The sequence below is a fragment of the Peribacillus sp. B65 genome, assembly GCF_058513295.1.
In genome coordinates, this window is sequence record NZ_CP195840.1 from 1,021,864 (window position 1) to 1,037,375 (window position 15,512).

Annotated in this window: 15 protein-coding genes and 1 pseudogene; 11 read left to right on the forward strand and 5 right to left on the reverse strand. The window is 38.1% G+C overall.

Translation table 11 applies throughout. The annotated features are described in order from the left end of the window. Positions 1-21: 21 nt before the first annotated feature. Complete coding sequence (locus ACSR9O_RS05060; RefSeq protein WP_491724058.1) at positions 22-939, reverse strand: aminoglycoside phosphotransferase family protein; 918 nt, start codon at positions 937-939, stop codon at positions 22-24. A gap of 150 nt (positions 940-1,089) precedes the next feature. On the opposite strand from ACSR9O_RS05060, the gene ACSR9O_RS05065 reads away from it, so the two are divergent. Together ACSR9O_RS05065 and ACSR9O_RS05070 are read left to right on the forward strand one after the other, a co-directional pair. Beyond that, positions 1,090-1,854 (forward strand): alpha/beta fold hydrolase, encoded by a 765-nt coding sequence (locus tag ACSR9O_RS05065; RefSeq protein WP_491724059.1) that lies wholly within the window; start codon positions 1,090-1,092, stop codon positions 1,852-1,854. 312 nt (positions 1,855-2,166) lie between these two features. Continuing rightward, positions 2,167-2,856 (forward strand): N-acetylmuramoyl-L-alanine amidase family protein, encoded by a 690-nt coding sequence (locus ACSR9O_RS05070; protein ID WP_491724060.1) that lies wholly within the window; start codon positions 2,167-2,169, stop codon positions 2,854-2,856. Positions 2,857-3,877: 1,021 nt separating this feature from the next. Here ACSR9O_RS05070 and ACSR9O_RS05075 read toward each other — a convergent pair. After that, positions 3,878-4,516 carry a LexA family protein gene (locus ACSR9O_RS05075; protein WP_230176533.1) on the reverse strand — a complete coding sequence of 213 codons (639 nt, stop codon included), beginning with the start codon at positions 4,514-4,516 and terminating at the stop codon, positions 3,878-3,880. Between the two features lie 134 nt (positions 4,517-4,650). On the opposite strand from ACSR9O_RS05075, the gene ACSR9O_RS05080 reads away from it, so the two are divergent. Next, on the forward strand, positions 4,651-4,875 hold the full coding sequence (locus ACSR9O_RS05080; RefSeq protein WP_101221641.1) for a helix-turn-helix transcriptional regulator: 225 nt from the start codon (positions 4,651-4,653) through the stop codon (positions 4,873-4,875). A gap of 773 nt (positions 4,876-5,648) precedes the next feature. After that, positions 5,649-7,181: an esterase/lipase family protein gene (locus ACSR9O_RS05085; protein WP_491725445.1), complete on the forward strand. Its 1,533-nt coding sequence runs from the start codon at positions 5,649-5,651 to the stop codon at positions 7,179-7,181. 382 nt (positions 7,182-7,563) lie between these two features. Here the strand turns inward: ACSR9O_RS05085 and ACSR9O_RS05090 are convergent, their stop codons facing one another. Beyond that, complete coding sequence (locus tag ACSR9O_RS05090; protein WP_101221642.1) at positions 7,564-7,851, reverse strand: hypothetical protein; 288 nt, start codon at positions 7,849-7,851, stop codon at positions 7,564-7,566. Positions 7,852-8,292: 441 nt separating this feature from the next. Between ACSR9O_RS05090 and ACSR9O_RS05095 the strand changes: the two genes are divergently transcribed. Next, positions 8,293-8,808 (forward strand): glucosaminidase domain-containing protein, encoded by a 516-nt coding sequence (locus tag ACSR9O_RS05095; protein ID WP_491724061.1) that lies wholly within the window; start codon positions 8,293-8,295, stop codon positions 8,806-8,808. A gap of 205 nt (positions 8,809-9,013) precedes the next feature. Here the strand turns inward: ACSR9O_RS05095 and lexA are convergent, their stop codons facing one another. Then, positions 9,014-9,637, reverse strand: coding sequence for a transcriptional repressor LexA (gene lexA, locus ACSR9O_RS05100; RefSeq protein WP_101221643.1), 624 nt, complete (start codon positions 9,635-9,637; stop codon positions 9,014-9,016). 155 nt (positions 9,638-9,792) lie between these two features. Here lexA and yneA point away from each other — a divergent pair, with 155 nt between their 5' ends. From yneA to ACSR9O_RS05130, 6 genes are all read left to right on the forward strand, one after another. Beyond that, positions 9,793-10,104, forward strand: a complete 312-nt coding sequence (yneA, locus tag ACSR9O_RS05105; RefSeq protein WP_101221644.1) for a cell division suppressor protein YneA — start codon at positions 9,793-9,795, stop codon at positions 10,102-10,104. Positions 10,105-10,123: 19 nt separating this feature from the next. Next, positions 10,124-10,780 carry a YneB family resolvase-like protein gene (locus ACSR9O_RS05110; RefSeq protein WP_491724062.1) on the forward strand — a complete coding sequence of 219 codons (657 nt, stop codon included), beginning with the start codon at positions 10,124-10,126 and terminating at the stop codon, positions 10,778-10,780. Positions 10,781-10,845: 65 nt separating this feature from the next. Beyond that, complete coding sequence (locus tag ACSR9O_RS05115; RefSeq protein ID WP_137020072.1) at positions 10,846-11,079, forward strand: DUF896 domain-containing protein; 234 nt, start codon at positions 10,846-10,848, stop codon at positions 11,077-11,079. A gap of 231 nt (positions 11,080-11,310) precedes the next feature. Further along, on the forward strand, positions 11,311-13,314 hold the full coding sequence (tkt, locus tag ACSR9O_RS05120; protein ID WP_491724063.1) for a transketolase: 2,004 nt from the start codon (positions 11,311-11,313) through the stop codon (positions 13,312-13,314). A gap of 296 nt (positions 13,315-13,610) precedes the next feature. Continuing rightward, a complete protein-coding gene (gene sirA, locus ACSR9O_RS05125; protein WP_101221647.1) occupies positions 13,611-14,051 on the forward strand; it encodes a sporulation inhibitor of replication protein SirA in 441 nt (146 codons plus the stop codon). Between the two features lie 84 nt (positions 14,052-14,135). Further along, a complete protein-coding gene (locus ACSR9O_RS05130; RefSeq protein ID WP_034312934.1) occupies positions 14,136-14,351 on the forward strand; it encodes a YneF family protein in 216 nt (71 codons plus the stop codon). 323 nt (positions 14,352-14,674) lie between these two features. On the opposite strand, the pseudogene ACSR9O_RS05135 reads toward ACSR9O_RS05130, so the two are convergent. Beyond that, a pseudogene (locus ACSR9O_RS05135) lies at positions 14,675-15,483 on the reverse strand (zinc-binding dehydrogenase); the annotation flags it as partial. Positions 15,484-15,512: the final 29 nt, after the last annotated feature.

Sequence of the window (15,512 nt, forward strand, 5' to 3'; positions counted from 1 at the left end):
TTTCACTCATTTTAAAAAGCATTAATTTAAACGAATTCGGTTAATCGCTTGACGAACAAATGACTTGTGTCTTTTTCGCCAGTTATTTTCCTTGCTCTTTTCCAAGCCCCATTCAGGAAATGTAGATAACCGTAATGAGGCAAATAATTGCCAGTAGGGTAAGTTTGTAAAATTCACCTCAGGCATCAGGGTTTTATATTGATTGGTGAAGTCATTCATCGCTTGCATTCCAAAATGATAAAAGATTTCGAGCTGACTATTGGCAAGGTCAACCAAAGGGTCCCCTAAGCCTGAATCTTCCCAATCAATTATGGAAACTAGTTTACCCTCTGTCCATAATAGATTTCCTGGCCAATAATCACCATGAAGGATCACTTCCTTATTCATGGATGGTAAAGGCGTGAAAAATTTTAACAAATCCCTAATCAAACTCAGATTTAATGCTTTGTCCAGGATTACCCTATCTTTATTATTTAACATTTCGATATATGTATTTTCTAATTTAGGCAGGAATGATAAAGATAGATTTGCACAATCAACCCGATGGATTTTTGCTAGATTTATTGCCGATTGTAAGATATGATCATTGAGATTTGAGGGTGTGAATTCTGACTTCCCCTCAATAAACTCGATAAGTATGCATGGCTTGGAAAAAATCTCGCACGATTGCTCTAGGTAATATGGCATCGGTACAGGCAAACCTGCAGCTTTCAATATCCCTAGGAGCTTGTGTTCATCAGCTGCAACATTTGGATTCCGTTTTAGGTCAGGATCACCATGCTGACGAACGATCATTTTCATGAGCCGCCCTGAAGGATGTAATACTTCAAGGCCTGTAACCTGTGCAGAAATTCCGCCTTTTAATTCCCATGCGCGAATTAGCTTGCTTCCTTGATCAAACTTTTGAACCAATTGTTCAAACTTACCATATTCATTCATCATACAACTCTCCTTTAAAAAATTTTAGCTAGAGGATAAGTTTCCAGATAACTTTCGTAAAAATTAAAGCATTATGTTAGAACTTCAATAAATGAAACCAAAGCTTGTTACACACGTAGAGTAATCTAAACAAAGTGAGGTGCGCTGATATTGAAAATAGAAAAATATAAAGTGGAAACACCAAAAGGGACGTTACAATATAATATTAGTGGAAAAGGCAAACCAAATATAGTTTTGATTAACGGTGGTTCTGGACCGATAGAGGGTTGGATGAAAATACTACCGGCAATTTCTGAAACATCATCTGTATTTTCCTATAATCGCTTTGGTGTTGCTGGCAGCGATAAACCTAAGGAAAGCCAAGACGGGAAAAGTATTGTTAACACTTTACGTGAGGCATTAACAATCGTGGGGTTTGAACCTCCATACTTATTGGTCGGACATTCGCTAGGCGGCCTATATGCTAATTTATATGCCCGACTTTACCCAAATGAAGTGGGGGGAATAGTTTTTTTAGAATCCAGTACAACGAAAGATATAAGCCTTAATGAATACCAAGGCAAGGCCGTAAAAACCGTTAATAGGATGTTCAAGGTGTTTGATTCCTTATCCTCGCATAAACAATTCAATGAAGTTAATTTTGTAAAAAAAACTGTGGATCAAATCCAGCAAACTGATACATTTCCCGAAATACCTGTATTTGTCATTACTGGTGGACAAGAAAATCGAATGATGCCAGAGGAAATTCGAAAAAAACGACTTAAGAATCAATTGGAATTGCTTTCATTGTCAAGAAACAGCAAACACATTGTCGCAAAAAAAAGTGGGCATTTTCCGCAATTATCAGAACCAACTATAGTGATTGACTCAATCAAAGATTGTGCAGAACAATTAAATAAAACAAACCATAACTAAATAAATGCAAGCATTTAGTTAGAGTATTTTTGTTAATGTTGACTTTTTTTATCTCTCTATCTCCTTCTATAACTTTATTTGTAGACGCCCAATAATTCCTGATAGAAAAGTATAAAAATGGAAGAAGGCTTTTTAAAAATTCCGCGTCCATTTGGCGAATGTTATCGTATAATGCCATAACACCTTTAGGGTGTATTTTTTTTGGAACTGTGGCCGAGAGATGAATTCTTTATTTTGAAATTTCTTTAATCAGATAGTTATGTGTACAAGCATTTATTGATACGTAACATAAGATTAATAGAGGTGATAGAAATGGTAAAAGTATTTATTGATCCCGGCCACGGCGGTACGGATCCAGGCTCGGTGGGGAATGGATTGAGAGAAAAGGATTTAACTTTATCCATTGCAACTCGAATTAAAGACATCTTATTAATAGAATATAATAACGTTTCTGTAAAAATGAGCAGGTACCAAGATACGTACCCCTCTTTAAACGATAGGACGAATGCAGCGAACGCGTGGGGAGCCGACTTTTATCTCTCCATCCACATCAATGCCGGCGGCGGCACTGGGTATGAGGATTACGTTTATACGTCTACTAATCAGATTACGAAAACGTATCAAGATCATATTCATTCAGAGGTCTTGAAGCTTATCAACATCCAAGACAGAGGACAAAAAACAGGAGATTTACATGTGCTCCGTGAAACGGACATGCCTGCACTACTGACTGAAAATGGATTTATCGATAATGTCAATGACGCAGCCAAATTGAAAACGGCGCCCTTTATCGAATCACTGGCTCGCGGACATGTAAACGGTTTAGTTAAATGCTTCGATCTTAAAAAGAAAAATACAGCTGTATACCACACAGTCGTTAATGGTGACACCGTATACTCCTTAAGCATGGCTTATGGCAGTACGGTTCAGCAAATTAAAGATTGGAACGCACTTGACAGTCAGTACACCATTACAGTAAACCAGAAATTGCGGGTTAAATGAATAATTAATAGTTGCCTGGTTAAATTATTTTTAACTTCCAGAAGCACACCACACAGGAAGCCTTTCTCAAAAAGAGTTTGTCTACAGTTTTTAAGGATTAGTACAATTTGAACGTTGATTTCCACTACAGGCACTCGTTTTCCGCGGGCGGTCCGGAAGCCTCCTCGACGCCTTTGCGCCTGGCGGGGTTTTCTTGGACACGCATTTCCCTCAGGCGTCTCGCCACCCGCTCCAATCAACTTTGTTTTAACTTTTAGAGAGAACCTCTTTTGTCTACAAACTCAGCCCTTCTCAAAAAGAGAGGGGCTTTTCCTTGTTCAGGAATATGCGTGTAATAAAATAGTCGTGTACATTCTACTGTCCTAAATGAGTACTTAGATAATAGCGGAAGAAGTGAAAGGGAAAAATAAATAAATTTGCACAGAGGGCTAAAGTGGAATTGAATATATACTCGCATTTTCCAAGAAAAAAGCCTCTGACGGGATTCGAACCCGCACTCCTTTCGTAAGCATAGGCTAGGGGAGAACACGCTTCCCTACGGATTTTCACCGGCAGGAATTCCACCTGCCTCAGCTATTTGCTTTTCGGTGCTTCTGAAACCCTTACCTTGCGACCCGGTGGCTACAAATGTTTTCCGGCGCTCTTCCCTTCTAGAGCTACAGAGGCAAATGCTTATCATCCTATTATAAGATTCCCATATGAGGTTGTGAACCGAATAATAAAAATATGATAATTTGATTGCCTAATACAGACAATTATATTCATTCTGCATGAAAGGGAAATCTGAAATAAAAGCCCTAGGAAGCTTAGAGTTCCAAAAACATTCACTCAATGAAATAAGTAATCTGGGGAAAACGGATATGCCTTTGTATATAGGCTGACACAAATTTTAATTATCTTTTGCAAAGACATATATAAAGAACAATACTAATAAGCACAAACCATGATGGCTTGTACCTAATATGTATCAGTCAACAAAGAGAACTAAAGTAATACTCCATAAAAAAACTCTAAGTGGACATTAATCGTATATTTTAATGGCTTGAACCACTTTTCCTAAAATTCGAACTCTATCATTTTTGATGTTATAGGTTTTTTCTTCATAAAAAGGATCCGTGCTGCAGGGAGTGAGTGTGATATTTTCTTCATCGATATTCACTTTTTTGACAGTGGCATCGTGACCATTTACCAAGACCACTCCAATTTTTCCTTTATCAACGTAGGTTGTTTTTTCAACGAGAATCAATGATCCGTCACTGAATTCTTTGTTCATGCTATTGCCATTCACTCTAAGGAAAAAATATTCTTTATTCGTTTTTAGCATCGAATTTAATGTCGGCATATAGGCTTCTATATATTCATTGGTAAAATTAGGCTCTCCAGCAGGGATATTGCCATATACTCCAATTAATCTTACATTCTTTTCATTTAGAAATTCCATTCCTGGAGCATTTCTAGCGTTAGGTGCTCCTTCAATGAGGTGGGATAGCGGTATTTCAAAGCATGAGGACATCATGCCCAATTTATCCATTAAAGGTTTATTCCGTCCAGATTCCCATGCTGATACTGCCGTTGGTGCCACCTTTAATATATTTGCTAAATCTTCTTGTGTCATTTTTCTTTCTTTTCTTAACATTTTAATCCGTTCACCAATGTGCATATTTCTTCACCTCTTACTTGAATATACACCATGAGTGAAGGTGAGTAAACTTAAAGTGCGTGAATTTTGCGAAAAATTGTTGGTAACTATACTTCAAGTGTGATATCATTTTTTTAGATAGGTGGTGACAAGATATGACAAACGTTAAGTTCACACTTAAACAAGCGAGGAAGTATAAAGGTTTAACACAGGAAGAAATGGCTAAAGTGCTGAAGATGGCCAAAAGGACTTACATTGACTATGAGCAATATAAGATTCCTTTGCGAATCGATAAGGCTTATTTGTTTGCGGAATGTGTAGGGTTCTCGATCGACGATATTATTTTTTTTGATCCCCACCTACACTTCAAATGTAGTTAAAGGATCAAGACTATCAATCATTTATTCACCAAAGTAACCATTCCTGGGGCAAAATTTAAGTAATGATCGAAACAGGGTGAAAAAATGGGAAAGGAAAATCAGATAAATAAATTATACAATTGGAAGAGCGAGCATAGCCCTGATATTATTTATCCAGTTCTCATTGTGAAATAGGCGTATGTGGCGTTTAGGGGAGGGCTTTAAGGAGTTAATAATCCAAATACACGATTGATATTGAGATCCCTATGAATGACAGCCAATTGCTGTAAAAGAATTTTTTCAACAATTTACTTAATGTATAGGATGGACTTCAAAACAACATGAATAGGAGCAATTGGACAGTGGCAAATTCGAAGAATAATATTTGGATGCTCATAAATAAAGTCAAGCCCTACATCTTTTGCAGGAGAAGGGCTTATTCTCTTTTTCTTCGTGAACATACAGCATTCGATATATGGATTTCCTCTATAAGGATAATTTCATAATTGGAAAATGACTGTATACATAAACGAATTGAAGGCAAACCATCATACTATATCTCCATTTTTTATGAACTTTTTCTAGTTTTTTTCTCCTATCTTTATGAAGATAGCAGGTAATGGTATGCAAAAGTACAAATATATACTAATGAAGGCTATCAAAGGCATGGAAGGAGGGCGTTGAAAATAGGATGAGTTCGAAAGAATTCCACATGATATTGGAGGAGATAACAATTGAAAAGGAATGTAATCAATTATATCGTTTTTCTTGTCCTCATTCTAACCATATTAATTATGGCCAAGCCAGACATTTCCTCAGCAGGAAAATTAAAGCCCCCTTCCGAAACTTTCAGTCCAGGGGATTGGTTTCTTGGAAGTATTCCTCCCAATCTTGATACAAAGAAACCACCGATCGTGTTTGTTCAAGGGAAAAACGGCAGTTCAACCAGCTGGTACGGTGAAACGGATTATCATGGTGTCAATGATATGTATACCAAAGCGTATGAAGCAGGCTACCAAACTGTTTTTGTTCAGCTTCATGATTCAGCTGGAAATGGATCAGTGAGCCAATATGCTAATGGAAGGCTTTTAGCTCAAATGCTTGCAGAAATCAGTAACCATTTCGGGGGTGAAAAAGTAAATATTATAGCTCACAGCAAAGGGGGCCCAGATACCCAAGCGGCTCTAGTGCACTATGGAGCACACCAGTATGTTGGAAGGGTAATCACTTTAGCTTCCCCCCATCATGGTTCTCACCTAGCTGATTTGGCTTATAGCTGGTATGCGGGCTGGCTTGGTTCCCTATTAGGTCAAAAAGATGAGGGAACTTATTCTTTACAAGTTGGTAAAATGGCTGAATTTCGTTCGGTCACGGATAACCATGTTAATTCTCGTAAAAACATGTATTTCACTGTGGCAGGCATGAACAGAGGCCCGGTTCTATCAGCCTTATCAATGGGTGGACAATATTTATCTTCATATGGGGAAAATGATGGTCTAGTGAATGTATGGAGTACAAAAATACCCTATGCAACACATTTATTTTCAGATTCCAACTTTGATCACGACAATATACGAGTCGGCTCAGCTGTATTTTCAAGAATTGAACCATATTTAAGAAGCACCTCCACCGCTGGGATCCCTGAATATAATGTCAATTATAAAGAACGGGTTGAAGATGATGTCATTACCACCGCACTCGCTCAAACCGTTCTGGGTGATGTCCTGAAACAAAATGTCTGGATCGAACTAAGCTTCCATGTAAATGAATCAGCCCCAGGCAATATAAACATATATACAGCATCAAATGATGTCGAGGTTGAAATGATTTCTCCATCCAATAAAAAGTATTCACCTTCCTTAATGGTTCATTCAGCCAAAAACGAAACTTCCTTTTTTAATGGTGCAACCGTCCAATCATTCAATAGAAACAACCTTGAAATTGGTGATTGGAAAGTGCGTATGAAGACTAAATCGCCAAAAGACGCCTACCTGTTCACAGCACAATTTAACGAAAAGAATCCCATTACATTAAGTATGGCCGGTAAAGTTAAGCAAAAAGATGCGAAATTTTTAATAGAGAACCCAATGAATGATAAAAAAAGGCCAATCAGCACAACATTTTTGGTTCATCTAATAGATGAAACAGGTAATGAAATTAGTGAAAAAAGCTCAATTAAGGCAATGGATACAGAAAATTTTACTGGCACCCTTCCGGAAGTACCTAAGTCAGGTGTTTATAATGTAACAATAGATGTCAAGGAAAAAAATGTGGATGGTACTGAAAGAACCCGGACAATGATTCGTTCGGTCTATATTGAGAAATAGTGAAATGCATTCTCTTCTTTGAGATGGTATCAGACTGTAGACAAATTCGAAGTTTGCCTTCAGTCTTTTCTTGAATAATAGATCCAGTTGAATACAGAAGTCCGCTCCCTTTCCGCCGATCCTACCAAGCCGCCTCGGCAGGAGTGTAAAAAACATAATAACCCACTTTTCCCGACAAAAAAATCCCTTCTCATAATTGAAAAGGTTTTTTTTGGATGTAATGTGGTGTTAACATGGGTGGTTTGTTTTAGCCAAAGGATTCAGCCAGTTTGTAATTACTAATACAGCGATTAAATTAATGGTGTTCGATGGGAAATAAAGCTAGTAAGGTCATCTAGCAATAAAAAGATTGATGAATTTCAGCTAGACAACAAGAATAGATTTAATCCGTCTTTTTGTAGGATTCTCTATAAGACAAAATACCAGTTTTGAGTGCAGCATAATTGCCTATGCTTGCATAGCCATAAAACCAGCCCATGAAAATTCCTGAAACCAAGTGATGACGATGACTGATGAAAATGGAAATGAACAAGCCAAGACCCAAAGCGATGGTAGGTACGAATTTTGGATGAATATGAAACATGACCTTAATAAGTTGAGTAAGAATCATGATGGTAGGAATGGCTATCACTGCATCCCAGAAGTTTGTATGGACGGTTGGGTAGTCCATGATTTCACCACCTTGAAATGAAGTTTTTAAAAATAGTTTTTGTTTTTCATCAAGGTTTTATACAAAAATAAATAATTACAAATTTAAAATTAACGAACAAGTTTTGAAGATTTTCAGTGTTCAACAGAAAAAGCCGTCAATCCATTTAATTAAATGGATTGACGGCTTTTCCTGTTTGGTAGGGAAATGGATAAATAATACTCGAAGCAAGCCACTCTAGGTAAGAAATCTATAATAAAAACAATTAGCCAAACATCAGAACCTGTTGTATGGGACTTGCTGTAACCTTTTTCATAGATGAGAATACGATAAGAATGAAGATGAACAGTGAAAAATAAAGTAAAACCATTGATGGGAGGTTCTAATGAGCAAGGAAACATTTATTAAGGAAATTGCTCCCTATGCAAAATATTACCTTCTGTTGTCATTGCACAAGCTTGTTTGGAGAGTGGGTATGGGACAAGTTTATTAGCAAGCAAAGGAAAAAATATATTCGGTACAAAAGGTGACTTCAAGGGTGAGTCTGTCATCATTCAGACAATGGAATATGTCATTGGCGTACCCGTTCAAGTATGGAACAAATTCAGAAAATACCCATCTTGGGAAGAAAGTCTTAGAGATCTTGCCAATTTATATGTAAAGGGGACTTCATGGAATAGAAGTCTTTATACGGCTGTCATTGGAGAAAAAGATTACAGAAAAGCACTCAAAGCAATTTTCGATGCTGGGTACGCCTCGGATCCCAACTATATTGAAAAACTGGTGAACCTTATCGAAACAAGCGATTTAACAAAATATGATGCAAGTATAGAAGAGGTTTATCATATTGTCCAAAAAGGGGATACCGTCTCTGCGCTTGCAAAAGCATACGGTTCTACACAAGTGCAGATTCAACAGTGGAACGGCTTGGTAGATCTTAACCTAATTAAAGTGAACCAAAGATTACGAGTGAAGTGAATTTTAACTGGGAGCGGTAGTTAAAGCTCTCTTTTTCATTGTAATCAGATTGTTACCAAAGTACATATTAGGCGATCGTATACTTCCGTTCGTAATTAAGGACGTTTAAATTCCCATGAAAACTTGATTCTATTAAAATTCCTTATGCATATTGAGAGAATTCGGGACATAGATTAAACAAACAAAAAAAGCGCGGTTAGCGCTTTTAGTGTATTTGTCTATATAAGCCTATTACTTTTCCAAGTATCGAAACATCTCGTAAAATAATTGGTTCCATATTCGAGTTCTCAGGCTGAAGCCTTATGTAATCCGGTTCCTTAAAGAATCGTTTTACAGTGGCTTCATCATCTTCCGTCATGGCCACGACGATATCTCCATTATTGGCATTGCTTTGTTGTTTCACGATGACATAATCCCCATCATGAATTCCTGCTTCGATCATACTTTCACCCATGATTTCCAGCATGAATACATGGTCATCATGTGGAACCATGCTTTCGGGAAGCGGAAAGTATTCTTCTATGTTCTCAATGGCCGTTATCGGCATTCCCGCTGTTACTTTTCCAAGTAACGGCACGTTCACGACATTGACTTTGGGAATATTGTTCGCTTCCTCCAAATTCATTATTTCAATGGCCCTTGGCTTGGTTGGGTCACGTCTAATCAGGCCTTTGCTTTCCAGGCGTGATAAATGCCCGTGTACTGTTGAACTTGAAGCAAGTCCCACTGCTTCACCAATCTCCCGTACGGAAGGTGGATACCCTTTTTGGCGGACCTCTTCTTTAATGAAATCAAGAATATCTTGCTGCCTTTTTGATAGTTTAGTCATATGTGCACCTCTTCCCCAATGTTCTTTGCTACATTATAGCATGGCCCCCAATTCTATACAAACATAAGTTCGAATTTTGTTGTTGACTGAAACAAACGTTCGTATTATAATTTGACCATAACATACGAACGAACATTCGCTTTGGAGGGATATTTATGAAAAATTTATACAAAAATTATATTTATACGATTCTATTAGCGGGATCAGTATTCATCTTTTCAATTTTATTCTCTTGTACATTGAACAATGATCCAAAAAAGGATTTCCTTTCTATAGAAGTAAGTGAAGGTGACACCCTATGGGGAATCGCTGAAGAATATGAAGAAGCAAATTTGACAAAAAAAGAATTCATTGGTTGGATAGAAGAGCATAATGGAGTCAGGGCGGATACAATTAAACCTGGTCAAGTCATCGTCATACCGGTTAAAGGGGAAGAACTTGTCCAGAATTTGGCCAGTGAGCAGTAAGCAGTGAAGGTAGGGTATTATGAAGGCGGTAATCTATTGTAGGGTCAGCACAGAAAAAGAGTCACAGGAAACATCATTGGCAAGGCAGGAAGATGAGTTAGTCAAATTGGCAGAAAAGATGGATGTTGAAGTTATATCCATAATAAAAGAGCAGGCAAGTGGTTATGAGTTGAATCGGGATGGCATTTTTGACATGCTCGAACTATTTAAAACTAAAGAAGCTGAAGTACTATTAATCCAGGATGAAACAAGGCTGGGAAGAGGGAATGCCAAAATAGCCCTTTTCCATGTCATCCTTAAAGAAGATGTTAAAATTTATACACTCTCACATGACGGGGAGCTTGAGTTATCGGATTCGGATGCCATGGTCATCCAGATAGTCGGTATTGTAGAAGAATACCAAAGGAAACTACATAATCTTAAAATAAAGCGCGGGATGATAAGAGCCGTTGAAAAAGGATACCGTCCTCAAAAAAACCTTCAGAATCAAAGGAATTCCACTGGAAGGGACCGTATGGAAATCCCTATTGAAGAAATTATTAAACTTCGGGCCAATGGATTGACATTCGCAGAAATCGCAGCCACTTTAAGGGGCTTTGGATACAATGTTTCAAAGGCTACTGTGAACAGGCGTTTTCTCGAACATCAACTGAATACAAATGAAAGTAAATCTTAGAACTTGTAATTTCGCTTTTTTTTTAATACCATGACAATATCCGGAGATTATGAAGGAGCGAAATTATGTTATCAAAAGAAAAAATAGCCCGTATTAATGAACTTTCTAAAAAGGCAAAGGCTGAAGGTTTGACGGAAGTTGAGGCGAAAGAGCAAACCCAATTGAGAAGTGAGTATTTGGAAACATTCAGAAAGTCCATGACCGATACGTTGGAGCATGTGAAGGTCGTTGATCCAGAAGGTAATGACGTCACTCCTCAAAAGATAAAAAATATAAAAGAAAAAAGAAACTTACATTAATGCTTGGATCCTTCTGATAAAACATTCCGCTTGAGTACCCTGTTAGCATTTAGGAGTAAAAAGGGAGTGCATGCATGTATGTATTCTCCTATTTAGTTTAATCTAAATAGGGGACTTCTGTTATTATAGAAAATTGTAATATTGAGGCAGTAAATAGTGATTTTAGTTGTGATATTATGCTTGTCACTATAATATAAAGAGGTACATTACAGGAAGGGATGTTTTTACAATATGTTAGATAAATTAGATGCACTTTCTATCAATACGATTCGTACATTATCAATTGATGCAATTGAAAAGGCTAATTCCGGCCATCCAGGTATGCCAATGGGTGCTGCGCCGATGGCGTATAAACTATGGACCGAATATATGAACCATAACCCGAAAAATCCCGATTGGTTTAATAGAGATCGCTTTGTTCTTTCAGCTGGACATGGTTCTATGCTGTTATACAGCCTTCTTCATTTATCGGGCTATGGTTTATCTATCGATGATTTGAAAAGCTTCCGTCAATGGGGCAGTAAAACTCCAGGACATCCTGAATACGGTCATACGGCTGGTGTTGATGCAACTACCGGGCCGCTTGGACAAGGTATCGCAATGGCAGTAGGAATGGCAATGGCTGAACGTCACTTGGCAGAAAGCTATAACCGCGATTCTTATAATGTGGTCGATCATTATACATATGGCATTTGTGGAGATGGAGATTTAATGGAAGGTGTTTCTGCAGAAGCCGCTTCATTAGCTGGACATCTACAACTCGGAAGACTCGTTGTTTTATATGATTCTAATGATATTTCTCTTGACGGCGACTTAAGCCAATCATTTAGTGAAAGCGTAGCAGACCGGTTCAAATCTTATGGATGGCAATATATCCGCGTTGAGGATGGGAATGATCTTCAGGAAATTGCTAAAGCGATTGAAGAAGCGAAAACCGACGATGCACGCCCAACATTAATCGAAGTGAAAACGGTTATTGGTTACGGTTCACCAAACCGTTCAGGTAAATCTGCTGTTCACGGTGCTCCGCTTGGTGCAGATGAGCTGAAATTGACAAAAGAAGCATATAAATGGACATTTGAAGAGGACTTCCATGTTCCGGAAGAAGTGTATTCACACTTTAATGAATCTGTTGTTAATGCAGGCGCTCAAAAAGAAGAAGCTTGGAATGAATTGTTCAAAAATTACAAAGAAGCACATCCTGAGTTAGCACAGCAATTGGAGTTGGCCATCAACGGTGAACTGCCTGCTGATTGGGATCAGGAAATTCCGGTCTATGAAGAAGGTAAAACATTAGCTTCCCGTGCTTCAAGTGGGGAAGTGCTAAATGCTATTGCCAAAAGGGTCCCTAGCTTCATTGGGGGTTCTGCGGATTTAGCCGGATCTAATAATACTGCCATCAAAGGTGAGACTGATCTATTACCTGGTAATTACAGTGGCCGTAATATATGGTTCGGTGTACGTGAATTCGCTATGGGTGCGGCTTTAAATGGAATGGCACTTCATGGTGGATTAAAAGTATACGGAGGAACATTCTTCGTATTCTCTGATTATCTACGTCCTGCCATAAGAATGGCAGCACTAATGGGACTGCCTGTAAACTATGTATTCACTCATGACAGCATTGCTGTAGGAGAAGACGGACCGACTCATGAGCCAATCGAACAATTGGCATCATTGCGTGCAATGCCTAACCTAGGGGTAATCCGTCCAGCTGATGGCAATGAAACGGCAGCAGCCTGGAAAGTGGCTATGGAGTCTACAAATAAACCAACTGCCCTTGTACTGACTCGTCAAGGATTGCCAACAATTAAAGATACTTCCGAAACTGCGTATGAAGGTGTTTCAAAAGGAGCTTACATCATCTCTGCTTCTAAGAAAGAAGTAGCCGATGCATTACTTCTTGCGACTGGTTCCGAAGTGAACTTGGCTGTGGAAGCACAGAAAGCTTTGGCGAACGAAGGAATTGATGTTTCTGTTATCAGCATGCCATCATGGGATCGATTTGAAACTCAATCTAAAGAATATAAACAAAGCGTAATCAATCCGGCAGTGAAAAAACGTCTAGCTATCGAAGTGGCTTCACCGTTTGGTTGGGATCGTTATGCAGGTGATGAGGGTGAAATATTGGCCATCAATCATTTTGGAGCTTCTGCACCAGGCGGTAAGATCATGGAGGAATTCGGTTTTACTGTAGAAAATGTAGTTGCTCGTGTTAAGGAAATGCTTAACTAATAGTAATGGAGAACTGACACCAACTAGTTTGGTGTCAGTTTTTTTATCAAAAACAATCCTGATTTATATTGTGTGCTTTTATTCTAAGGGAAATCTTCCATTCGACAAAAAAAGAAGAAAATTTCTCCAGCAAACAACATATCTTTTTAGTTTGTCAATATATAATGAGAATAAATAAATTTCGTTTAAATGTGTCAGTTAAAGGGGAAAGTTATTAATAGTGGAAAATAGTGGAGAATGTCCTGGTGGTTAGTTATTTTCGTGACCAAAATAGGAAAGCTAGGAGGCATTGGCTGATGAGAACCTATCAAATTTATTTAATCGAAGATGAATTTGCCCATCATTATTATGGAAGAGAAAGGCTATTTTTCAATTTGTTTTTGGAGTATATTCAAGCAAAGGGCAGACTGAAGAGTATTTTGCAAAAACAAATCGAATATGTCACCAAAACAGTCCCGATTATCCAGTTGCAGTTAGCCATTGAACAACGTTTGCAAAAAAAGATGAATTATTGGACTCAAAATGGAAAATACTATTTAGAAAAAACAAACGGATCAAGTAAGGCCGTTTTAATCATTCAGCATGATTCCATTATTCTAAAAGCTGAAGGAGACTATGAAGCGGAGACCGCTTTCTTTGAAAGTATTCGAAAATATGAAGCGAGCTTTCTGGCCATTGATTTTGAACATGAAAAATACGGTTGGTTAAAACCGATAAAAGAAAGAAAATTTGTCTAAATGGGGGACTTTTCAGTAGCGGGTATTGTATAATAACCTTTGGTCTAGTACACTGATGTTAGACAACACGAAGGAGGAAATAGTATGTGGGTTTACATTCTAGTTGGCGTACTGGCATTGATTGCTGGAGTAGTGCTGGGATTTTTCATCGCTCGTAAATACATGATGGATTACTTAAAGAAAAATCCGCCAATTAACGAACAGATGCTGAAAATGATGATGATGCAAATGGGTATGAAACCATCCCAAAAGAAAATTAATCAAATGATGAGCGCCATGAATAAACAACAAACAAAATAAGATAGCAATTATAAGATAAGCAAATCATAACTACCGTGAAGAGTGAATCTTTCATCATAAATTTTCCTTGTTTTTGCTTTATCTTTCGTTACTAATCCGAAACTTCTTTCTCTGGTGGAAACTAAATCAGAGAGAGGGGTTTTTTGTGTTGTAAGGAGATAAGCAAGAGGGCAATCATGGGCTTGAAAGGTTTCATATAGAGGGAATCTAGTTCATGTGACTTTCGAACTACTACACAGGATTCATCAAATTCAGAAACTTACTATAATTCATGTATCGTTTCTGAATTTGAATGCCTGGCCATTCAATTTTTTATATAATACTTACGGTTTTAACACCACTTTAATGCATCCGTCTGTCCTTGTATCGAATACTTGGTAACCATGTTTAGCTTGATCCAATGGTAGTACGTGGGTTACGACATCGCCAGGATCAACTTTTCCTTCAGATATTAGATTATAGAGATATGGCATATAATGGATAACGGGAGCTTGTCCGGTCTTGATATCCACGTTTCTTTGAAATATATCTCCTAGCGGAAAGCCATTATAACGCCCTCCGTAAGCACCAGTTATTTGAATGGTTCCTGCTTTACGGACCGCTTGTGAGGAGATTACAATACCACCCATTGCACCGCCATGAAGCTTAAGCCCCGTTGCAAGATATTCCATGGGAGTCATTTTACCACTCATGCCTGAACAGTCAATTACAATATCGGCTCCGCCTTTAGTTATGTCTTTGAGATAATCCCCTACGTTTTCATATTGTTCGAAATTTACGATTTCGACTTTATTTGTCCTTTTTGCATGTTCAGACGATAGTTGAGATGATCGACGGCAATGACCCTTTTCGCTCCTTTGAACCAAGCGAATTTTTGTACGAGTAATCCAACGGGACCGCAGCCTAAGACGATTACAGTATCACCTGGTTTTACTCCTGCATGATCAACGCTCCAAAATGCGGTTGAAGCTGCATCGGCGAGTAATATCAATTTTTCATCTTCAATCTCACAGTCTTCTGGAATCTTAAAAGGAGTGAAATTCCCATAAGGGACCCGCATATATTCTGCTTGTCCTCCAGCATAACCGCCAGTTGTTTCTGAATATCCAAAAAACCCGCCCATTTCTCCATGTGACTACATGTTGTTTTCCAAATGGTTTT